Annotated in this window: 23 protein-coding genes; 12 read left to right on the top strand and 11 right to left on the bottom strand. The window is 69.5% G+C overall.

What is annotated here, in order from left to right; translation table 11 throughout:
* On the top strand, nt 1–1,221 hold a 1,221-nt coding region (locus AOK01_RS11375; RefSeq protein ID WP_055510846.1), incomplete at its 5' end, for an ABC transporter ATP-binding protein.
* 42 nt (nt 1,222–1,263) lie between these two features.
* On the opposite strand, the gene AOK01_RS11370 is transcribed toward AOK01_RS11375, so the two are convergent.
* A complete protein-coding gene (locus AOK01_RS11370; protein ID WP_245702207.1) occupies nt 1,264–1,782 on the bottom strand; it encodes a MarR family winged helix-turn-helix transcriptional regulator in 519 nt (172 codons plus the stop codon).
* A gap of 110 nt (nt 1,783–1,892) precedes the next feature.
* Here AOK01_RS11370 and AOK01_RS11365 point away from each other — a divergent pair, with 110 nt between their 5' ends.
* Both AOK01_RS11365 and AOK01_RS11360 read left to right on the top strand, forming a co-directional pair.
* On the top strand, nt 1,893–2,675 hold the full coding sequence (locus AOK01_RS11365; protein WP_055510845.1) for an SDR family NAD(P)-dependent oxidoreductase: 783 nt from the start codon (nt 1,893–1,895) through the stop codon (nt 2,673–2,675).
* 44 nt (nt 2,676–2,719) lie between these two features.
* Entirely contained in the window at nt 2,720–3,580 is an 861-nt protein-coding gene (locus AOK01_RS11360) for an alpha/beta fold hydrolase (RefSeq protein ID WP_055510844.1), read from the top strand.
* A 73-nt stretch (nt 3,581–3,653) separates the two neighbouring features.
* Here AOK01_RS11360 and AOK01_RS11355 read toward each other — a convergent pair whose 3' ends face one another.
* The 4 genes from AOK01_RS11355 to AOK01_RS11340 form a co-directional block, all read right to left on the bottom strand.
* Nucleotides 3,654–4,268, bottom strand: coding sequence for a TetR/AcrR family transcriptional regulator (locus tag AOK01_RS11355; RefSeq protein WP_055510843.1), 615 nt, complete (start codon nt 4,266–4,268; stop codon nt 3,654–3,656).
* Entirely contained in the window at nt 4,268–5,119 is an 852-nt protein-coding gene (locus AOK01_RS11350) for an oxidoreductase (protein ID WP_055510842.1), read from the bottom strand. Before AOK01_RS11350 ends, AOK01_RS11355 begins: the two co-directional genes overlap by 1 nt.
* Nucleotides 5,120–5,241: 122 nt before the next feature.
* The gene (locus AOK01_RS11345; RefSeq protein WP_055510841.1) at nt 5,242–5,562 is read right to left on the bottom strand and encodes a hypothetical protein; all 321 of its coding nucleotides are present in this window, start codon (nt 5,560–5,562) and stop codon (nt 5,242–5,244) included.
* Nucleotides 5,559–5,771 (bottom strand): hypothetical protein, encoded by a 213-nt coding sequence (locus AOK01_RS11340; protein WP_055510840.1) that lies wholly within the window; start codon nt 5,769–5,771, stop codon nt 5,559–5,561. Before AOK01_RS11340 ends, AOK01_RS11345 begins: the two co-directional genes overlap by 4 nt.
* 140 nt (nt 5,772–5,911) lie before the next feature.
* Between AOK01_RS11340 and AOK01_RS11335 the strand changes: the two genes are divergently transcribed.
* The 5 genes from AOK01_RS11335 to AOK01_RS11315 all read left to right on the top strand — a co-directional run bounded on the left by AOK01_RS11335 (nt 5,912) and on the right by AOK01_RS11315 (nt 8,059).
* Nucleotides 5,912–6,736 carry a helix-turn-helix domain-containing protein gene (locus AOK01_RS11335; RefSeq protein ID WP_055510839.1) on the top strand — a complete coding sequence of 275 codons (825 nt, stop codon included), beginning with the start codon at nt 5,912–5,914 and terminating at the stop codon, nt 6,734–6,736.
* Nucleotides 6,733–6,936, top strand: a complete 204-nt coding sequence (locus AOK01_RS11330; protein WP_055510838.1) for a DUF397 domain-containing protein — start codon at nt 6,733–6,735, stop codon at nt 6,934–6,936. Before AOK01_RS11335 ends, AOK01_RS11330 begins: the two co-directional genes overlap by 4 nt.
* A complete protein-coding gene (locus tag AOK01_RS11325; protein ID WP_055510837.1) occupies nt 6,933–7,148 on the top strand; it encodes a DUF397 domain-containing protein in 216 nt (71 codons plus the stop codon). Before AOK01_RS11330 ends, AOK01_RS11325 begins: the two co-directional genes overlap by 4 nt.
* A 285-nt stretch (nt 7,149–7,433) precedes the next feature.
* Complete coding sequence (locus AOK01_RS11320) at nt 7,434–7,739, top strand: DUF6247 family protein (protein WP_245702206.1); 306 nt, start codon at nt 7,434–7,436, stop codon at nt 7,737–7,739.
* Nucleotides 7,736–8,059, top strand: a complete 324-nt coding sequence (locus AOK01_RS11315) for a hypothetical protein (protein WP_055510835.1) — start codon at nt 7,736–7,738, stop codon at nt 8,057–8,059. The genes AOK01_RS11320 and AOK01_RS11315 overlap by 4 nt, the downstream gene beginning before the upstream one ends.
* 46 nt (nt 8,060–8,105) lie before the next feature.
* Here AOK01_RS11315 and AOK01_RS11310 read toward each other — a convergent pair whose 3' ends face one another.
* Both AOK01_RS11310 and AOK01_RS11305 read right to left on the bottom strand, forming a co-directional pair.
* Nucleotides 8,106–9,104 (bottom strand): STM4015 family protein, encoded by a 999-nt coding sequence (locus AOK01_RS11310; protein ID WP_055510834.1) that lies wholly within the window; start codon nt 9,102–9,104, stop codon nt 8,106–8,108.
* A 93-nt stretch (nt 9,105–9,197) separates the two neighbouring features.
* Nucleotides 9,198–10,370 (bottom strand): epoxide hydrolase family protein, encoded by a 1,173-nt coding sequence (locus tag AOK01_RS11305; protein WP_055510833.1) that lies wholly within the window; start codon nt 10,368–10,370, stop codon nt 9,198–9,200.
* 144 nt (nt 10,371–10,514) lie between these two features.
* Here AOK01_RS11305 and AOK01_RS11300 point away from each other — a divergent pair, with 144 nt between their 5' ends.
* The 3 genes from AOK01_RS11300 to AOK01_RS11290 all read left to right on the top strand — a co-directional run bounded on the left by AOK01_RS11300 (nt 10,515) and on the right by AOK01_RS11290 (nt 13,125).
* On the top strand, nt 10,515–11,162 hold the full coding sequence (locus AOK01_RS11300; RefSeq protein ID WP_107099792.1) for a TetR/AcrR family transcriptional regulator: 648 nt from the start codon (nt 10,515–10,517) through the stop codon (nt 11,160–11,162).
* Between the two features lie 92 nt (nt 11,163–11,254).
* The gene (locus AOK01_RS11295) at nt 11,255–11,932 is read left to right on the top strand and encodes an RNA polymerase sigma factor (RefSeq protein ID WP_055510831.1); all 678 of its coding nucleotides are present in this window, start codon (nt 11,255–11,257) and stop codon (nt 11,930–11,932) included.
* Nucleotides 11,929–13,125, top strand: coding sequence for a CU044_5270 family protein (locus AOK01_RS11290; protein ID WP_055510830.1), 1,197 nt, complete (start codon nt 11,929–11,931; stop codon nt 13,123–13,125). The genes AOK01_RS11295 and AOK01_RS11290 overlap by 4 nt, the downstream gene beginning before the upstream one ends.
* Before the next feature lie 33 nt (nt 13,126–13,158).
* Here the strand turns inward: AOK01_RS11290 and AOK01_RS11285 are convergent, their stop codons facing one another.
* From AOK01_RS11285 to AOK01_RS11270, 4 genes are all read right to left on the bottom strand, one after another.
* Entirely contained in the window at nt 13,159–14,619 is a 1,461-nt protein-coding gene (locus AOK01_RS11285; protein WP_055510829.1) for a HAMP domain-containing sensor histidine kinase, read from the bottom strand.
* Nucleotides 14,616–15,356 carry a response regulator transcription factor gene (locus AOK01_RS11280; protein WP_055510828.1) on the bottom strand — a complete coding sequence of 247 codons (741 nt, stop codon included), beginning with the start codon at nt 15,354–15,356 and terminating at the stop codon, nt 14,616–14,618. The genes AOK01_RS11285 and AOK01_RS11280 overlap by 4 nt, the downstream gene beginning before the upstream one ends.
* A gap of 149 nt (nt 15,357–15,505) precedes the next feature.
* Entirely contained in the window at nt 15,506–15,715 is a 210-nt protein-coding gene (locus AOK01_RS11275; protein WP_169800121.1) for a hypothetical protein, read from the bottom strand.
* Between the two features lie 92 nt (nt 15,716–15,807).
* Entirely contained in the window at nt 15,808–16,953 is a 1,146-nt protein-coding gene (locus AOK01_RS11270) for a S1C family serine protease (protein ID WP_055510827.1), read from the bottom strand.
* 280 nt (nt 16,954–17,233) lie between these two features.
* Here AOK01_RS11270 and AOK01_RS11265 point away from each other — a divergent pair, with 280 nt between their 5' ends.
* Nucleotides 17,234–18,994 (top strand): trypsin-like serine protease, encoded by a 1,761-nt coding sequence (locus tag AOK01_RS11265; protein WP_055510826.1) that lies wholly within the window; start codon nt 17,234–17,236, stop codon nt 18,992–18,994.
* Nucleotides 18,995–19,127 lie beyond the last annotated feature (133 nt).

Here is a 19,127-nt window from a genome sequence, read left to right as displayed (position 1 = left end):
GGCGCGATCACCTCGGTCGTCGAGGAGTCCCTCGGCAACATCGTCCTCACCCAGGCGTACAACCGGCGCGCGGCGGAGGAGAAGCGACTCGACCGCGAGGCACGCGCCTGGCTGCGGGCCAGTGTGCGGGGAGCGCGCGCGAGCGAGATGTACGAGCAGTTCGTCGAGGTCGTCGAGACGCTCTGCGTGCTCACGGTGATCGGGCTCGGCGCCTGGGAGATCGCGCAGGGCCGTATGTCACTGGGCCAACTTCTGGCCTTCGCCGCCTTCCTCGGCTACCTCTACCCGCCGATCCGCGACCTCGGCCAGCTGGGCCTGACCCTGACCGCCGGAGCGCGGCGGCTCCAGGAGATCCTGGACACCGAGCCGGCCGTCACCGACCCGGCCGAACCGGTGCCGGCGTGGCCCGTACACGGCCGGGTCTCCTTCCACGGCACGTCCTTCCGCTACCCGGGCGCGGAGCACGACAGCGTGCACGACGTGACGTTCACGGCGGCGCCCGGCGAGTTCGTCCTGGTCACCGGCCCGAGCGGGGCCGGAAAGTCGACCCTCGCCAAACTCCTGACCCGCTTCTACGACCCCTCGGCGGGCGTGATCCGCCTGGACGGCGTGCCGCTCGGGGACGTACCGCTGGAGTTCCTGCGCGAGAACGTCGCCCTGCTGCCCCAGGAAACGCTCGTCCTGCACGGCACGATCCGCGAGAACATCGCGTGCGGGCGGCCGGGCGCGACGGACGAGGAGATCGAGCGGGCGGCGCGCGACGCGGACGCGCACGGGTTCGTCCGCCGACTGCCTCATGGCTACGAGACGCTGATCACGCCCGGCACGGCCGTGCTCTCCGGCGGGCAGCTCCAGCGGGTGGCGGTGGCCCGCGCGATGCTGCGGGCCGCCCCCGTCCTCGTACTCGACGAACCGACCACCGGCCTCGACGCACTCGCCGCGCGCCGCGTCCTGCAACCGCTGCGGCGCCTGGTGTCCGGCCGTACGACCGTCATGATCACCCACGACCTCGCTCTCGCCCCGGACGCCGACCGCATCCTGGTCGTGGACGGCGGACGCCTGGTGGAACAGGGCACGCACGAGGAACTGATGGCCCGCGGAGGTACGTACGCGCGGCTGGCGGACCCACTGCCGACGAACGCGGCCACCGCGACCGCTGGGGGCGCGACGGATACGGCCGCGGAGACGACGATGCGGCTGCTGTTGCAGCCGAGCCGCTAGTCGGACACTGCGGGTCGGACACTGCGGGTCAGGTGCTGCTGGTCAGCAGTCCGCTTCGTCGGGGGCGATCAACTCGCGTTGGGCGGTCTGCGCGACCCGGGAGAGCAGGGTGCGCAACTGCTGTGCGTCCTGGTCGTCGAGGTCGGTGAGCAGGCGGGCCTCGGCGGCGGCGAGGCTGCGTCGTACCTGGCCCAGCCGGGTGCGCCCGGTGTCGGTGATGAGGACCTGGCGTGCGCGCCGGTCGCGTGGGTCGGGCCTGCGGGTCACCAGTTCGTGCGCTTCGAGGTCGTCGAGCAGGTAGGTCATCACGGTGCGGTCGAGGCTGACCTCTTTGGCCAGGGCGAGCTGCGTGGGCGGCTCGCCGCCGGCCAGGGCGACCAGGACGAGGTAACCGCGCGCCTTTCCGGGCAGGTCGGCGACGGATGCGGTGGCGCCGCGGCTGAACGCGCCGGAGACCATACGGATCGCCCAGCCCAGGTCGGTCTCAAGGGCCAGGTCTTCGGCCTCATCGCGCGGCTGCGTGTTGCGCGGCTTCTTGTTCTCGGACGTGGATGCGCTCACGCGCACACCCTAGCATCCATCCGCTCCCCGACAGATGTTCTTGCCAACAGAACATCTGCCGAGCATGATGGATTGCGTCAGGACGTACCGCCACAGCAAGGAAGACAGCGATGAGCACCAGCACAGGCACCAGCACAAGCACCAGCAACAGCACCGCTTTGCGGGGCCGCACCGCACTCGTGACCGGGGCGACGTCGGGTATCGGCAAGGCCGTCGCGAGGAATCTGGCCCGGCAGGGGGCCGAGGTCGTGCTGCACGGACGGGACCAGGTCCGCGGTGAGGCCCTGGCGAAGGAACTCGCGGCCGAGGGCGGCACCGTCCGGTTCGTCTCCGCCGATCTCACCGACGCGCAGGACACGCTGCGTCTGGCCGCCGAGGCCGGTGACGTGGACATCCTGGTGAGCAACGCGGGCCTGTACGAGTTCACCCCGACGGCCGTGACCGACGCCGCGAGCTTCGACCGGCACATCGCGGTCAACACGCGCGCCCCGTTCCTGCTCGTCGGCGCGCTGGCACCGGGCATGGCGCGGCGCGGACACGGCTCGATCGTGCTGGTCGGATCGAGTGCGGCGCGTCAGCCCGCCCCGGTCGGAGCGGCGTACGGGGCCTCCAAGGCCGGTGCGGAGATCCTCACCCGCTACTGGGCGACCGAGTTCGGCCCGTCCGGCGTGCGGGTCAACACCGTCTCGCCGGGGCCCGTGCACACCGAGGGCACGGTGGCGATGCTCGGCGAGCACATCGCGGCCCTGGACAGGACCAACGCGCGCGGCCGGGCGGGCGACCCCGCCGAGATCGCCGACGTCGTCTCGTTCCTGGCCGGCCCGGCCAGCAGCTATGTCAACGGCGCCATCCTGTTCGCCGACGGCGGCGAGCTCAGCACCCTGCCCGCCTGAGGAACCGAGATCCACCCGGAACGGAAGGAACTCCCGTGAGTCCCGTGAGTACTGACAACTGGCTTCCTGACGGCTTCAAGGTCCACCGGGTCGCCACCAACGGAACCCACCTCTCGGTCGCCGTCGGCGGCAGCGGACCGGTCCTGGTCCTTCTCCACGGCTGGCCGCAGTCCTCGCGCGCATGGGCCCGTGTCATGCCGGCCCTCGCGCGAACGCACACGGTCGTCGTCCCCGACCTGCGGGGCACCAACGCCAGCGACCGTCCGGCGGACGGCTACACGAAGACCAACCAGGCACGCGACATGCGCGGCGTCCTGAAGGAACTGGGCCTCACCGGTCCGGTGGCCGTGGCCGGTCATGACATCGGTTCGATGATCGCCCTGGGCTGGGCAGCCGCGTACCCCGACGACATCTCCCACCTGGTCCTGATCGATTCCTTCCTGCCCGGGTTCGGCCTGGAGGAGGCGATGAACCCGGCCGCGGGAGGCATGTGGCACTTCGGCCTCTTCATGGCCCCGAACATCGCCGAGATGCTTTTCGACGGGCACGAGCTGGAGTTCTTCACCGCCACGTTCACCGCCATGTCCAATCCCGGCACCTTCAGCCCCGACGACCTCGCCACGTACGCGCGGGCGTACACGGGGCGGGAGCGGCTGAGCGGTGGCTTCGCGCACTACCGCACGTTGCTTGAGGACGGGCGGGAGAACCGCGCCCTCCTGGCCGAGCGGAAGCTGCCCATGCCCGTACTGGCCCTCGGCACCGCCCTGTCCGGCACGGCGGACACCGCACAGAAGCTGAGTTCGCACGCGGAGAACGTGCAGGGGAAGGTCGCGCCGACGGGGCATTTCGTCGCCGAGGAGGACCCGGACTGGTTCACCAAGACGGTCGCTGAGTTCTTCGCGTGATGGTTTCTCCCGATTGCAGGTGACAGGTCGGAGGTCGCCGGCTGCCTCGTCAGGTGGTCAGGTGGTCAGGCAGTCAGGCGGTCAGGCCGGCGCTGATCAGCCAGATGTGTTCGCAGGTCGACGATGCGGTCAGCAACTCCTCGCGGGACGCCTGTGAGGCGTGGTAGAAGGTGCGCTCGATCATCCAGCACAGGGCGCGGGCCATCGATGACGCCTGTTTCGGTGCGGTGCCGGGCTCGACGCCGGCTCGTTCCAGGACGGCGGTGATGGCGTTGATGAACAGGTCGGCCGTGTGGCTCCACAGTTCGCCGATCTCCGGCACGGTCAACGACAGGTCGATCGCCGTGCGCATGACCAGGCCGTGCTCGTTCCACAGCTCGACCGTGCGCCGCATGGCGGTGGCGACGGCCTGGCGGGGGTCGTCGGCCTGGGCGGTGACCCGGGACCGTTCCCACAGATGCTCGACGGTCCGGGCCACGAGCGCGGCGACCACTTCCTGCTTCGAGCCGAAGTAGAAGTACAAGGCGCCACGCTTGATACCGGCGCCCTCGGCGATGTCGCCGACGGTCATGGCCTCGTAGCCCTTCTGCGCCAGCAGGGCTTCGCAGGTGTCCAGGATGGCCCGCTCCCGGAGATCCCCCTTCCGTTCGGTGGTGCGTCGGCTCCGTGCGGGCTGGTGGCCGGGCATCAGAGCTGAGCACCCTCGGCGAAGTCGGTCGTACGGGAGAGGGTCTCCCAAGCGCGGATGTCCTCGTCCACGGCCGTACGCGCGGCGGTGACCAGGCGCAACGCGTCCGAACCCAGGACGAGGTGGGCCGGCGGCCGGTCGACCGACGTGATGTGTACGAGGGCGTCCCCGGCCTTGGCCGGATTGCCCAACTGGTTCCCGCTGGCCTTCTGCCGCGCCGCACGGATGGGGGCGAACAACTCGTCGTAGTCGTCGATGGACCGCTCGGCGCGTGTCATCGACCGTCCGGCCCAGTCGGTGCGGAAGGAACCGGGCTCGACCGCCGTCACATGGATCCCGAACTGCGCGACCTCCTTGCCCAAGGCCTCCAGAATGCCCTCCAGGGCGAACTTGCTGCCGCAGTAGGCGGACATGCCGGGCACGGCCATGAGCCCGCCCATGGAGGTGACGGCCATCAGGTGGCCGTGGCGGCGCCGGCGCATGTGGGGCAGCGCGGCCTGCAGCGTGGCCACGGCCCCGAGGACGTTGACCTCGAACTGCCGCCGGACCTCGGCGAGCGGGGTTTCCTCGAAGGTGCCTTCCAGGCCGTAACCGGCGTTGGCGACGACGACGTCCAGCGGGCCGACGTTCTGCTCCACCTCCGTGACCACGGTCAGGACGGCGTCGGCGTCCGTCACGTCCAGGACGCGGCCGTACGCCTGTCCGGGCCGGAGCTCTTCGAAGGCCCGCAGATCCTCCTCGGAGCGGACCGTGCCGACGACGGTGTGCCCGGCGGCCAGGGCGGCCTGGGCGAAGGCCCGCCCGAGGCCGCTGCTGACGCCGGTGATGAGCCAGTTCTTCTGCTCCTGCATTGCTCCTCCAGAGAAGACGCGGAAGACACGGAAGCAGCTGGACTGCTGCTTCCTTTGCTTCCTTCGCCCAAATTCTACACACTGCAGATTTTTCCCTTCAGCGTGCAGATTCTGGGACGGGATCACCGCTCGCCGCAGTCGTACTCGCCGACGTCGGCGCCGACGCCGACGCCGATGCGGGCGCCTCGGCTGACCGCGATGCGCAGTACGTCTCCCAGGCACTCCACCGCCCTGGTCAGCGCGAACCGCACGGCGTGTTCGCCGGCCTCGGTGTCGGCGAGTACGGCTCTGGATCCGGCGAGGACCTGTTCGCCGGAGTCCAGCTGCGCCGCCTCCAGATCGTCGGCGAGCCGGGAGAGCCGGCTCTGGTCGCTGTCGGTGCTCAGGTAACAGGGCTTGCCCTCCGGGGTCGTCCACGGCAGCAGACGCAGCGGGGTCATCATGCGGACACCTCCAGGTCACGGAGGTACGGGCGGGTGAGGGGGGTGTCCCACTCGAAACCCTCGGAGTGGAGGGCGAGTTGGCAGCGGCACATGGGCATGGCGGGTGCGGTGGGTACGGCACGTGCGGCGGGTGCCGCTCGGTGCCTGCCCCGGGCGGGCAGCAGGACGCGCAAGAGCAACTTACAGATCCAGAAGACGATTTTGCCCATGACGGAGTGCTCCTTGCAGTGGGGGAGGGGTGCTTGACGAGCGGTTATCACCGTTCGTGTCGCAATCGTCACTGACCGGATCTACGCTGCGGAAGAGGGTGGGCGTTGTCTGGGCGCCCTGGCAACGGTGAGGGGTGACCATGGGAGAACAGGTTGACGGTGAGCAGGAGACGGGGCGGGCCGTGCTCGGCCGGACGCTCCGGTATCTCCGTGGCAACGCAGGTAAATCGCTCGGTCAGTTGGCCGAGGAGACCGGGTACGACAAGAGCTATCTGTCCCGGCTGGAGAAGGGCGAGCGGCTGTCCAAGATGACGGTCATGGAGGACTTGGACGGGTATTACAAGGCCGATGACCTATTGGTCAGCCACTGGAGGGCGGCGCGGCTGGACGCGTTCAAGGATCAGTACAAGAGGTTCATGCGGCTTGAGTCGACGGCGCGAGTCATGTGGAAGTTCACGCCGGCGGTGCCTGGTCTCCTGCAGACAGAGGATTTCGCCCGCGAGGTGTTGTCTGGGGCCCAGACAACGGCTGACGGTGAAGATCTGGTGGAGGAGCGGGTCGCGGCACGCGTCGGGCGGCAGTACTTGCTGCGCCAGAGTCCGAAGCCCGATGTGCGGATCATCGTGGACGAGTGCGCGTTCCGGCGTCGGGCCGCCCGTGCCAAGACCTGGACTGATCAGCTGCTTCACCTTGAGGCGGTTGGGATGTGGCCCAACATGGCGCTTCAAGTGCTCCCGTTCTCCGCAGGAGTTCACCACCACATGACCGGGTCGCTGACGCTGCTTTGGCAGAAGGATGGGAGCGCCGTCGCCTACAGGGAAGGCAACGGATGCAGTGAGTTGGTCGAGGATCCGGACGAGGTCCTGCGGCTCCGACTGTCCTACGATCGGCTCCGCGACTTGGCGCTGTCCCCCTCGGACTCGCTGACGTTCATCAGGGACGAACTGAAGGAGCACGAATCATGACGCACACCCCGAATCTCAGCACCGCTATATGGCGCAAGTCGAGTTACAGCGAGGGTGGAGACAACGACTGTGTTGAGGTGGCCGACGGCTACCCCGGCGTCGTGCCTGTGCGTGACAGCAAGGTCCCGGACGGTCCGGCGGTCGTGTTCGGCGTGGACTCGTGGGCGTCGTTCGTGAGCGGGGTGCGGGAGGCGGTATGACTCCGAACCTGAGCACCGCTGCTTGGCGCAAGTCGTCGTACAGCGACGGGGGCGGCACGAACTGCGTCGAGGTGGCCGACGGCTACCCCGGCCTCGTCCCCGTGCGCGACAGCGCGGCCCCGGCAGCCCGTCCGCTGGTCTTCTCAGGGGCGTCCTGGTCCACCTTCATGGAAGGCGTCAAACGTGCGGCGGCTGTGAACACCGCCGGGTGAAGCGAGCCGAAAACCTGGACGAGAGGGCGTGTGGGCGGGTCAGGGTGATGCCATGGCAAAGATCACGACCACACATCTCCTCACTCGGGAGGCGCCGCGCGAGCGGATGAGCTCCCCCCTGACCGACGAGGAGGCCCGCGTCCAGGGTCTGCTCTCTGCGGCGGAGCCAGTACGTGGACAATCCACGCGGGGACGGTGAACGCGACTATGGTCGTGGATACGCGTCGAAGGAGGACATCGATCATGGCTGCTCATGCTGCGGAACGCGATGTGATGGTCCCCCCCATGCCTGAGCGGACCCCCAAGGCACTGCGCAGGGCCATCGCCGAGGACGCCCCTCAGCTCCTCCCCGATTTCGACGAGCACTGGAAGCGCGCGATCGCCGACACGTATGACCTCGGTCCCGTGCCCGCGTTCATGGCTCGCTGGTGGATCGAGTACGCGATCGCTCGTGACCCGAAGCTCGATGCCCACCTGCACGACCTGGAACACCGTGCGGCTGAGGCCACTGACATCGCCGAGGCCAGGGTCCTCCTCGACGAGGCATCGAGGATTCGGCACAAGGCTCTGAGGACGGAGCCCGGCGAGTGACCGACGACTTCATGGGGCCGCCTTGGCAGATGGACTGGCGGCTCGATGCTCTCGCCGCCCGTGATGCGCTGCCCGAGCATGTCCGGAAGATGATTGATGAGGCTCGCGCCGAACTGGTCACTGCGAAGGACCCGTACTTCCGAGGCATCGAGACCGATGCGGATCTGCCCGACAGCATGACCGTCGGGCCGGCACGGTCCAGCCGGCCGAAGGGCGCTCACATTTGCTCTTTCGACCATGGAAACGGCTGGCTCACCTACACCTTCGTGTCGCGCGCAGAAGACCCACAGATCATCGTGGAGCAGGTCTTCTGGCAGTGAGTGATGTGAGGTTCACCGGCAGGCTGCGAACCTGGGAGTAAGTCCCTCAGTAACTAAGCGGCCCCACACTGATGTTGGGACTGACGGTGCCGTCGGCGTCCTCTTCCCACTCGGCGTCGCTCCGGTCCAGGTTCACCTCGACTCCTGCCGGTTCGAGTGTCTCGCGTATGCGGTGCCGGACGGGCTCGCTCAAGTAGTTGTGGTGCAGGTCCAGCTTCTTGAGGTGGGTCAGTGGCTGGCCGCTGAGGAGGGCGATCGCGCCGTCGTCGGTCAGGGCGCCGTCGGACAGGTTGAGCACGTCGAGGCGGGCGACCACCGGGGCGGATGCCACGGCCGCGGCGACCTCGTCCTGGAGTTCGCTGTTGCGCAGGGCCAGGTGCCGTAGTCGGGGCAACCGGGCGCCGGACAGGATCGGCTCCAGGTCGGCCACCTCGTGGTCGGCTCCGTAATCCGTGGCGCCCAGCCACAGGTCGAGGTGCTCCAGCGCGGGCAGTTCGCTCGCCCCCACACCGCGGACGACGTCCGCAGGCAGACCCGCGCTCTGCACGGTCAGGCTGCGCAGCGCGTCGTGGCGCAGGGCGGGGAAGTCGAGCGTCAGGTTTTCTCCCAGACTGCTGCCCCATCCCGCGCGCACGCCCAGTTCCTCCAGTAGGGGGAAGGCGGTCAGCAGGGGCGTGACGTCGGTCTGGCTGATCCGGGAGATGTGGCACTCGATGTCCTTGATGTCCCCCAGGAACAGCGACCGCAGGGAGCGCAGCCGGTCACGCTCGGCCAGCAGCCCTTCGATGACCTCGGAGGGATCGGTGTCCTCCGGATCGTCCCAGATGCCGACGATCAGAGCGCGGACCCGCGAGATGTCGACTTCGGCGCGGAAACGGTCGAAGGTCTCGATCCACATCTCCTCTTCCTCCTCCTCCCACCTTTCGTGGCCGATCCGCCAGGCCGCGGCGTCGGGTTCAGGCAGCCCCGCTGTCTCGCCGGGCACGGGAAAGGTGAAAGTGGGGAGGCCGTACAGCTCCTTGAGGTGGTCGTCATGTGTTCTCATCCGGGCTGCTCCTGTAGTGCGACGTGTCAGGGACCGGTGGGTGAAGTATCCCTGCGCAGCGAGGACTTCGGGTGGTGGGCTCGCGCGTTGGCGTCAGGAACGAAGGGTGCGCAGGCCGGTGCGGATTTCGCGGATCAGGATCTCGGGCTGTTCCAAGGCCGCGAAGTGTCCGCCCTTTTCGGCCTCGCCGTAGTGGATCAGATTGCTGTAGGTGTCCTCGATCCAGCTCCGTGGCAGGAGTGGGATGTCCCTCGGGAAGACGGTCACCGCGACCGGAAGCGTCAGCTTCGGGCCGGCGAGAGTGCCCGATCTGTTCTCCCAGTAGATGCGGCCGGACGACGCCGCGCTGTTGGTGAACCAGTAGAGGGATATCGCGTCGAGCATGTCGTCCACGCTGAGGGCGTCCTCGGCGAGCCCGTGGTTGTCGGTCTTGGACTGGAACTTCTCGTAGATCCAGGCCGCCTGGCCGGCGGGAGAGTCCGCCAGGGCGAACCCGACAGTCTCCGGCTTCGTGCCCTGGAGGTGGTTCGACCCACCGAGTTCGCCGGTGTAGAGGGCGAGGGTCTCCACGGCGTGGCGCTGTTCGGGCGACAAGGTGTCGGGAATCTGCGCGGGAAACGCGTACTGGGTGTTCAGGTGGATTCCGAGAAGCCCCTCAGGTCGCATGGCCCCGAGGGCGGTGGTGACGACGGCACCCCAGTCGCCGCCTTGCGCCGCCCATTTCGTGTAGCCGAGACGCTTCATCAGCTCCGCCCACGCGCCTGCGATGCGCGATACGTTCCACCCGGTCTCCGTGGGCTTCTGGGAGAACCCGAACCCGGGCAGCGACGGGACGACGACGTCGAATGAATCGGCGGCGTCCCCTCCGAACGACACCGGATCGGTCAGCGGGCGGATCAGCTTCAGGAACTCGACGATCGAGCCGGGCCATCCGTGCGTGAGTATCAGCGGCATCGCGTGGGGGTTCTTGGACCTGACGTGGATGAAGTGGATGTCCAGCCCGTCGATCTCGGTCAGGAACTGGGGGAAGCGATTGAGCCCGGACTCGAAGCGCCGCCAGTCGTAGCCGTGCTTCCAGTGGTCGACGAGGGATCTGGCGTTCTCCACGCGCACCCCTTGCGACCAGTCGCCCACCGTTTCCGGATCCGGCCATCGAGTTCTGGCCAGTCGCTGCTTCAGGTCGTCGATCTCCGCATCCGAGATCGAGACGGTGAACGGGCGGACGAGGGGCGAGGCCTGCGGCGGCGCCGGCGTCGGTGCGGTCATTGCCTTCTCCTCTTCTCTTCTCTTCTCTTCTTCTCCTGGGCTTCGAAGCCCAGGATGCGAATCGCGGCGCGACTCTCCATTGCACACTGGTGTGCAGCCTACTTCGTTGCACACCCATGTGCAACGCCGTGCGACAATGGTGTCGTGCCTACCGAGTCCTCCCGTGCGCGCTCGATGAACGAGACGCGCGACCGCATCCTCGACGTCGCCCTCGATGTGCTGGGGGAGAACCCCGATGCCGGCATGGGCGACATCGCCTCCGCTGCCGGCGTCGTCCGTCGCACGATCTACGGCCACTTCCCCTCGCGCCTCGACCTGGTTCGGACACTCACGGAACGGGCCGTCACCGAGATGACGGCCGTGCTCGCCGAAGTCAATGCCTCCGGCGCGGAAGCGGACGCGGCGTGGGTCGCGTTCATCGCCCGCGTCTGGCCGGTGGCGCACCGGTACCGAGTGCTGTTGGCGCTGCGCCGTGGCGAGTACGGCGAGGCGATCCACGGCCTGCTCGGGCCGGTCGACGAGCTCCTCGCCGACCTCGTGGCACGGGGCCAGGACAGCGACGTGTTCGCACAGCACCTGTCGGCGGGCATCCTCAGCCAGGTCGCGTACGGCGTCGTGTTCGCCATCGCGGACAGCGACCTGTCGGACGGGGCGAACGGGACGGACGGGGCGGACGGGGCGGACGGGATGAACGGGACCCGTGGCGCCCGAGCGGCGACGATCACGAGCCTGCTGATGCTGGGGGTTCCCGAGGCGCGCGCGATCGCTCTCGTGGGCGGCGACGAGCCCTGACCCGCAGCACTTGAGCGGAGTCCAGGCGGTGTGACGCACGTCACGGGAAGGCGGTCCGGAGTGCCGGACAGCTCATAGAGGTGACCACTCATATGCGAACCCGGGTACGGGCCGGGGATCCGAGCGTCTTCGCCGAGCTCTTCGACGCGTACTCCCGCGCCGTCTACAACCACGCGTTCCGGCTGACCGCCGACTGGTCGACCGCCGAGGACGTGATGGCCACGACCTTCATGGAGGCGTGGCGGCTGCGGGGCAGGGTCGATCCGGAGGGCGGCTCCCTGCGGCCCTGGCTGCTGGGCATCGCCACCAACACCGCGCGCAACCAGTTCCGCAGCAACCGGCGTTATCGCCGCGCCGCGGGCGCCGCCGCGGCGGCCGAGACGGCCGTGCCCGATCACGCCGACGCGGTCGCCGACCGGCTCGACGACCGCCGGCGGCTCGCCACCGCCCTGACCGCGCTCGCCACCCTGCGCAGACCGGAGCGCGAGGTCATCGCGCTCTGCCTGGGGGAGGGCCTGGACTACGAGGCCGCCGCGGAGGCGCTCGGCATCCCGGTCGGCACGGTCGCCTCCCGGCTCTCCCGGGCCCGTAAGAAGCTGCGCGCGGTCGCCGAGGCCCAACTCGCCGCGCCCAAAGGGGAGGCAGGGCGGACGGTGACGGGGGTCGCAGCTGAGAAAGTTCGCGGAAATCGGGAAGGGCCCCGCCTCCCCCGACAGACAAGAGGCGATCACGCAAACGCGATCCGGCCCGCACAGGAGGGAAACCGATGAACGCGAACACGCCCCGGCAGGGCTCAGACTCCGACTCCGGCTCTGACTTTGACTCTGCCGAGTGGGAGCAGGACGCTCAGCTCCTCTCCCGGACGGCGCGCGACCTGCCGTCGGGCCGTCACCAGTTCCACAAGGAGCGTCTGATGGCCCACATCCACGAGCAGGCCCAGCAGGACGAGCGCACGGCGGCCCAGGCCGCACCGGCTCAGGCCGTACCCACCCAGGCCGCACCGGCCAAGGCGCGGCGGTTCCGGCTGCCGCGTCCCGCGGTCACGCTGCCCGCGATGGCGTTCGCCCTGTCCGCGGTGGTCGTCGGCGGGGTCGTGACCCTCAACGGCGGTGACGGTGCGCGGAACAGCGCTCTCGCCACCGGACCGGCCCTGACCACCGACATCGGCACCGCGACCTCGAAGGGCGTGCCCCAACTGCTCGACCAGATCTCCCTGGCGGCGGCCGAGGGCGACCACCCGACCGTCAAGCCCGGCCAGTACGTGTACATCGAGTCCATGACCGCCGACACCTTCGTGAAGATCGTCGACGACAAGGCCAGCCTGGCCAGCCACGAACTGCACCGCCGCCAGGTCTGGAACTCCCCCGACGGCACCAAGGGCTGGCTCATCGACCCCGCCGTCAACGAAAGCCCCGAGGGCGAGACCCTCAGCCTCCCCGACGAGAACGGCAACCCTCTTGAGGGCGGCCTGAACCACCCCACGTACGACTACCTCGCCAAGCTGACCACCGACCCCGACAAGCTCCTGGACCTCATCTACAAGGAGACCAAGGGGCAGGGCAACAGCCCCGACCAGCAGGCGTTCGCGACCATCGGGGACCTGCTCGGCGAGAGCTACCCGCCGGCGGAGCTGTACTCGGCGCTGTTCAGGACGGCCGCGAAGATCCCGGGCGTCGTCGTCGTCGACGACGCGGTGGACGCGGCCGGCCGGCACGGCGTGGCGGTGGCCCGGGTCGACGCGACCAGCGGCGAGCGCGAGGAGTGGATCTTCGACAAGAAGACCCATGTCTTCCTCGGCGAGCGCAGCGTCCAGGTGAAGCAGCTCAAGGACGAGGAGGGCGCCCTGGTGAAGCCCGGGACGGTGAACTTCACCAGCGCCGTCATGAACCGCGCCGTGGTCGACGGGATGAAGCAGACCCCGTCCCAGGCGTCACCGACGTCACCGGCGTCCCAGGCGGGCTGAAAACCTCCGGAACGACTCCAGGACCCCAGGACCCTAGGACCCGTCCAGCGAGGGCGGTGGTGTCGGGGCGCCGGGCAACCGGATCGTCGCGACCGTGCCGCCGCCCTCCGCCGGGCCCAACGCCACATCGCCGCCCGACTCCTGGACCGTACGGGCCACGATGGACAGGCCGAGGCCCGAGCCGGGCAGCGCCCGTGCGTTCGGGGAGCGCCAGAACCGGTCGAAGACGTGCGGGAGTTCGTCGTCGGGGATGCCAGGACCGTGGTCCCGTACGGTCAGTTCGCCGTCCCGGAGGGCGACGTCGATCGCGCCGCCCTCGGGGCTGAACTTCACCGCGTTGTCGAGGATGTTCACGATCGCCCGCTCCAGCGCGGTGGGTTCCGCCCGTACGAACCAGGGGTGCACGTCCGCCGTGATCGTCAGCTCCGGGCCGCGCAGCCGGGCCCGGCGCAGGGCCGACTCCACGGTGTCCTGCAACGCCATCACCTGCACCCGGTCGGCCGGCGTCCCCGCGTCCGACCGCGACAGGGTCTGCAAGTCGCCGATCAGCGCGGCCAGTTCCGTCATCTGCGCCTTCACCGAGGCGAGCAGCGCCTTGCGGTCCGCCGGGGGGATGGGCCGGCCCGTCTCCTCACTGCGGGTGAGCAACTCGATGTTCGTACGGAGGGAGGTGAGGGGAGTACGCAGTTCGTGACCGGCGTCGGCGATGAGCTGCTGCTGCAACTCACGGGAACTGGCGAGCGAGGCGGTCATCGAGTTGAAGGAACGGGAGAGGCGGGCGATCTCGTCCTCGCTCTCGTCCTCCACGGGGATGCGGACGGAGAGGTCCTCTGTGCGGGCCACGTGCTCGACGGTCTCGGTGAGCTTGTCGACGGGGCGCAGACCCGCGCGGGCGACCGCGAGACCGGCGGCGCCGGCGCCGAGGACTCCGATGCCGGAAACGACGAGGAGGAGCAGCGCCAGTTCGTTGAGGGTGGACTCGGTGCTCTTGAGGGGGAAGGCGATGAGCAGGGCGGCGTCCTGGGTCAGGGACTGGCCGCGTGGCCCGTCGGTGACGAGCGGAATCGTCAGCACCCGTACGGAACGGCCGTCGGTGTCGGTTCCGTTGCGCAGCTTGCCGACGTCGACGCTCGGATTCGCGGCCACGTCCTTGTCGCCACCGGTGACTTCCACCGTGCCCGCGGAGCCGTCGAACGCACACACGGTGCCGTCCGTCTGGACCACCTGCGAGTAGTACTCGGACCGGCCACGGAGGCCGGTGGTCTCCGTCGGGTCCTGGCTGCAGTTGGTGACCGCGTCCTGGACCAGGGAGTACGGCACGGGAGCCTTCTGCGACTTCAGATCGCTGTCGATCTCGTCGTACAACTTGCCCTGCACGATGAACCAGCACGTCACCGAGACGGCCGCCACCGCGAACGCCACCGCCGCCGCGACCAGCAGCGCCAGGCGGGAGCGGATCGGCAGCGACGTGAACCGGCGTACGACCCTCTTCACTCCGCCCCGCCCGACCGCAGTACGTACCCCACGCCCCGCACGGTGTGCACGAGGCGCGGCTCGCCGCCCGCCTCCGTCTTGCGGCGCAGGTACATCACGTACACGTCCAGCGAGTTGGAGCTCGGCTCGAAGTCGAAGCCCCAGACCGCCTTGAGGATCTGCTCCCGGGTGAGGACCTGGCGCGGATGGGCCAGGAACATCTCCAGCAGGGTGAACTCGGTGCGCGTCAGCTCGACGGCCCGCCCGGCCCGCGTGACCTCCCGGGTCGCGAGGTCCATGCGCAGGTCGCCGAAGGTGAGCGCGTTGTCCGCCGGGGCACCGATCGCCGCGGCGGCGTACGAGCTGCGCCGCAGCAGTGCCCGTACGCGGGCGAACAGCTCGTCCAGTTCGAACGGCTTGACCAGGTAGTCGTCGGCGCCCGCGTCGAGTCCGGTGACCCGGTCGCCGACCGTGTCACGGGCGGTGAGCATCAGGATGGGCGTCATCGTGCCCGCGCCGCGCATCCGGCGGGCGGCCGTCAGACCGTCCATCCGCGGCATCTGGATGTCGAGGACCACCAGGTCGGGCTGGTACGCAGTGGCCTTGTCCAGAGCGTCCGCGCCGTCGACGGCCACCTCGGTGCCGTACCCCTCGAAGGCGAGGCTGCGCTGGAGTGCTTCGCGCACGGCCGGCTCGTCGTCGACGATCAGGATGCGCTGGGTTTCACGGTCGCCTTCGGCGGGGCTGGCGGGGCTCATCGCGGTCAGTTCCTCGGATGCGTGGGACGTGGTCGGGGCGCTTTCAGCCTCGCACGTTTCAGGGCTGTTCTGTTCAGGGCTGTTCTGTTCTCGTGGCGCCGCCGGGCCCGTGAGCCCGTGAGCCCGTGAGCCAGGGAGCCCGGGAGCGGTCAGGTGCGTGCGGGAGTACGGCGGGTGCGGGCTGCGGTGCTGCGGCGGGTGGTGCCGCGCCGGGCCGGCGCGGTGGTCACCTCGGCCGCGCGGGGCGCCGGCGCGTGGAGTTCGTGGGCCACCGCGAGGGCCAGGGCGAACCCGGCCGGGTCGGTGACGGCGAGGGTGTCGGTGCCCGTGAGGGTGTGGGACACGTTCCTGATCATCATGGCGGCCTCCTGGATTGGACTGGTTGGACTGGTCGGGCTGGTTGGGCTGGCCGGACTGGTTGCACTGGTTGGACTGGGCGGACTGGGCGGCTTCAGCTGTCGGAGCCGCCGGACCGGAGCGAGGCCAGGTCGGCCTTGACCGTGTTGATCGGGATGGCGAAGCCGAGGCCGACGCTGCCGGCGGTCGACGAGGTGGCGTCCGCGGCCGAGTACATCGCGGAGTTGATGCCGACGATGTTGCCGTTCATGTCGATCAGCGCGCCGCCGGAGTTGCCCGGATTGAGGGACGCGTCCGTCTGGAGGGCCTTGTACGTCGTCGTGGACGAACCGGTGTCGCCGTTGAACTCCTGGCCGCCGAACTCGAACGGCCACTGCCCGCTGCCACCGCTGCCGCCGCCCTGCTGTTGCTGCTGCTGGCCCTGGCTCTCGTCCGTCGAGACGGTGACGTCCCGGTCGAGCGCGGAGACGATGCCGCTGGTGACCGTGCCGGTCAGGCCCTCGGGGGAGCCGATCGCCACGACCTGGTCGCCGACCTTGACGGCGTCGGAGTCGCCGAGCGTCGCGGGCGTCAGACCGGACGGCGCGTCCTTCAGCTTGATCAGCGCCAGGTCCTTCTTGCTGTCGGTGCCGACGACGGTCGCGGTGTACGACTTGCCGTTGCTCAGCTTCACCTTGATCTGGGAGGCGCCGGAGACCACGTGGTTGTTGGTGATGATCTCGCCGCCGGTCGTGATGACCACGCCGGAACCGGTCGAGGAGCCCGCGTTCGAGGTCGCGCTGATCTCGACGATGCTCGGGCTGACCGCCTCGGCGACCCCGGCGACCGTGCCCTTCTGGCTCGCGGCCACGACGCTGGTGCTGGTGGCACTGCCGGCCGCGGTGTCGTTGCCGGCCAGCTCCTGGAAGGCGTACGCGGTACCGCCGCCCACGGCCGCCGCCGCTATGGCCACGGCGGCCAGCAGGGCCAGCGGCCCCTTGGCGCGCCTGCGGGGAGCGGCGGGAGCGGCGGGAGCGGACGAGACGGGCTCCGTGAGGAGAGCGGTGGGAGCGCCGCCGCCCTGCGGGTCCGGCCGGTACGCCGGCGGGGGCGGCCACTCCGGGTTCACGGGGGAGCCGGTGGAGGGGGTCGCGGGGTTCTCGGAAGAGGCGTACGGCTGCTCGTACGGCTGTCCTGAGTACGCGGACTGCTGCTGGTCGCCCTGGGGGTACTCGCCGCTGCGGCGGAAGCTCTCGGTCATGAGTAAGACTCTGTCGCCCCGTGATGAGAGCTCCCTGAGTGCTCCCTGAGAAGCCCGACAGAACGGCGTATGCCCGATATAAAGGCGCCGGATCCCGCTGATGCCAAGGGAACGGGAGGTTGCCGCACGGTGATGTGAAGGAAGCGGCGGACGAACACTTGTCGGTCTGCTGTGAAGTCTGTGTGCGGAGAGGTTTGCGGGCCGCAGTCTTGGTGGGTTCACGACACACCAGTACTCACACGAGTACGCACACCATCACACACTTCTTCAGGAGCCCTGAGTGATACCTGCTCCGCGCAGCCGTTGGAGACGTCCCGCCGCGGCGTTCCCCGCGGCCGCCCTCGCGCTGGCGCTGAGTTGCGCCGGCGTCCTCGCGGCCCAGCCCGCGACCGCGGCGGACGGCCCCGCCGGGGGTCTGCCCGACACGAACCTCGCGCAGCCCGCGAAGCCGGCCGCCGCCACGAAGGAACTGCGCGACCGGATCGTCGACGCCGCGAAGGCGACCGGCGAGACCCCGGACGACGCCTCGCCCGCCAAGTCGCCGTTCATCATCGGCGGCGGCCAGACCACCATCGCCAGTGCCCCGTGGATGGTCCAGCTCGGCTACTACGACCCGGGCACCGGCGACGGCTACTTCTGCGGCGGCACCCTCGTCGCCCCGAACAAGGTCCTCACCGCCGCGCACTGCGTCGCGGGCCTCGACTGGGTGGGCAACGGCGCCGTCCTGGCCGGCACCACCGACCTCGACGACTACGCGACCGGCACCCCCGCGGGCGTACTGCGGCAGTGGAACCACCCGCGCTACAACGCCGACACCATCCAGAACGACATCGCGGTCCTCACCCTGGACCGCCCGCTCCTCGACCGGCCGACCCTGCGGCTTGCCGCGTCCGACGACAGCGCGCTCTACAAGGCCGGCACCACCGGCACCGTCTACGGCTGGGGCCTGACCTCCGGGGCCGAGGACGCCACGCTCTCGACGAAGCTGAAGAAGGCGAGCCTGCCGCTGGTCGCCGACGCGACCTGCGACAGCGCGATGGCGTCGGTCGTCGACGGGGACTACTTCGCCGCCGGCTCGATGACCTGCGCGGGCACCCCGGCGACGGGCGTCGACGAGGGCACGAACAGCCCCTGCAACGGCGACTCCGGCGGCCCGCTGGTCGTCGGAAACAAGATCGTCGGCATCGTCTCCTGGGGCGTCGCGGGCTGCACGGCGAAGGGCGCCTACCCGGTCTTCACCAAGGTCAGCTCGTACGCCTGGGCGGCCCAGCCGCGCATCGACGACGCCGACGTGTCGTACGACGGCCGCGCCGACCTGCTTGCCCGTACGCCCTCCGGGGGCCTGTTCATGCAGGCCAGCAAGGGCACCTCGCTGGCACAGCGCGCCTATCAGGGCAACAACTGGCAGAACGCCTCCTGGGCCCTTCAGGCCGACCTGGACCGGGACTACTACCAGGACCTGATCATCCGCGACAAGACCGACGGCAAGCTGTACCGCAGCTATATGGACCATTCCGTCGGGGACTGGGCCTGGATGCAGGTCAGTTCGGTGTGGGGCGGCTACAAGTCGTACGCGATCCCCGGTGACATGACGGGCGACGCCCGCCCGGACCTGGTCGCGGTGGACGCCGACGGCTCGGTCTACCTCTACCCGGGACGTGGCAACGGCCAGTTCTACGGCAAGGTCAAGGTCGTCAGCGGCGCCTGGAAGAACGCCAAGGTCTTCGGCCACGGCGACCTCTCCGGCGACGGCAAGCCCGACCTCCTCGTCCGCTCGACGGACGGCACCCTGTGGCTCTACCGCGGCACGGGCAAGGAGAAGACCCCCTGGGCGGCCCGCATCAAGGCCCGTACCGGCTGGAACTTCACCTCGTACGTCTCCAGTGGCGACGTCACGGGCGACGGCATCGCCGACGTCATGACCCGTGACTCGGCGGGCAAGCTGTGGCTCTACCGCGGCACGAACAAGGCGAGCGCGGACCTGTTCGCGACCCGCACCAGCCTGGGCACGGGCTTCAACCAGTACAACTTGCTGTTCTAGCTAGGGATTTGGGGGCCGCGGGTGTTGTCTCGCCCGCGGCCCGGCGGGGGCTGGTCGCGCAGTTCCCCGCGCCCCTAGGGGGTGGGGGCTGCGGTTGTGTTTTGCCTGCGGCCCGGTGGGGGTTGGTCGCGCA

The organism is Streptomyces aurantiacus, assembly GCF_001418335.1.
GTDB classification, from domain to species: domain Bacteria; phylum Actinomycetota; class Actinomycetes; order Streptomycetales; family Streptomycetaceae; genus Streptomyces; species Streptomyces aurantiacus.
Note: the sequence above shows the minus strand (reverse complement) of the source record. Positions and strands in the feature narration are given on the sequence as shown.

Coding starts and splice junctions, on each gene's coding strand:
- AOK01_RS11365 (WP_055510845.1), top strand. CDS start 1,893: ATGAGCACCAGCACAGGCACCAGCACAAGCACCAGCAACAGCACCGCT.
- AOK01_RS11355 (WP_055510843.1), bottom strand. CDS start 4,268: ATGCCCGGCCACCAGCCCGCACGGAGCCGACGCACCACCGAACGGAAG.
- AOK01_RS11350 (WP_055510842.1), bottom strand. CDS start 5,119: ATGCAGGAGCAGAAGAACTGGCTCATCACCGGCGTCAGCAGCGGCCTC.
- AOK01_RS11345 (WP_055510841.1), bottom strand. CDS start 5,562: ATGATGACCCCGCTGCGTCTGCTGCCGTGGACGACCCCGGAGGGCAAG.
- AOK01_RS11340 (WP_055510840.1), bottom strand. CDS start 5,771: ATGGGCAAAATCGTCTTCTGGATCTGTAAGTTGCTCTTGCGCGTCCTG.
- AOK01_RS11335 (WP_055510839.1), top strand. CDS start 5,912: ATGGGAGAACAGGTTGACGGTGAGCAGGAGACGGGGCGGGCCGTGCTC.
- AOK01_RS11330 (WP_055510838.1), top strand. CDS start 6,733: ATGACGCACACCCCGAATCTCAGCACCGCTATATGGCGCAAGTCGAGT.
- AOK01_RS11325 (WP_055510837.1), top strand. CDS start 6,933: ATGACTCCGAACCTGAGCACCGCTGCTTGGCGCAAGTCGTCGTACAGC.
- AOK01_RS11320 (WP_245702206.1), top strand. CDS start 7,434: ATGCCTGAGCGGACCCCCAAGGCACTGCGCAGGGCCATCGCCGAGGAC.
- AOK01_RS11310 (WP_055510834.1), bottom strand. CDS start 9,104: ATGAGAACACATGACGACCACCTCAAGGAGCTGTACGGCCTCCCCACT.
- AOK01_RS11305 (WP_055510833.1), bottom strand. CDS start 10,370: ATGACCGCACCGACGCCGGCGCCGCCGCAGGCCTCGCCCCTCGTCCGC.
- AOK01_RS11295 (WP_055510831.1), top strand. CDS start 11,255: ATGCGAACCCGGGTACGGGCCGGGGATCCGAGCGTCTTCGCCGAGCTC.
- AOK01_RS11290 (WP_055510830.1), top strand. CDS start 11,929: ATGAACGCGAACACGCCCCGGCAGGGCTCAGACTCCGACTCCGGCTCT.
- AOK01_RS11280 (WP_055510828.1), bottom strand. CDS start 15,356: ATGAGCCCCGCCAGCCCCGCCGAAGGCGACCGTGAAACCCAGCGCATC.
- AOK01_RS11275 (WP_169800121.1), bottom strand. CDS start 15,715: ATGATGATCAGGAACGTGTCCCACACCCTCACGGGCACCGACACCCTC.
- AOK01_RS11270 (WP_055510827.1), bottom strand. CDS start 16,953: ATGACCGAGAGCTTCCGCCGCAGCGGCGAGTACCCCCAGGGCGACCAG.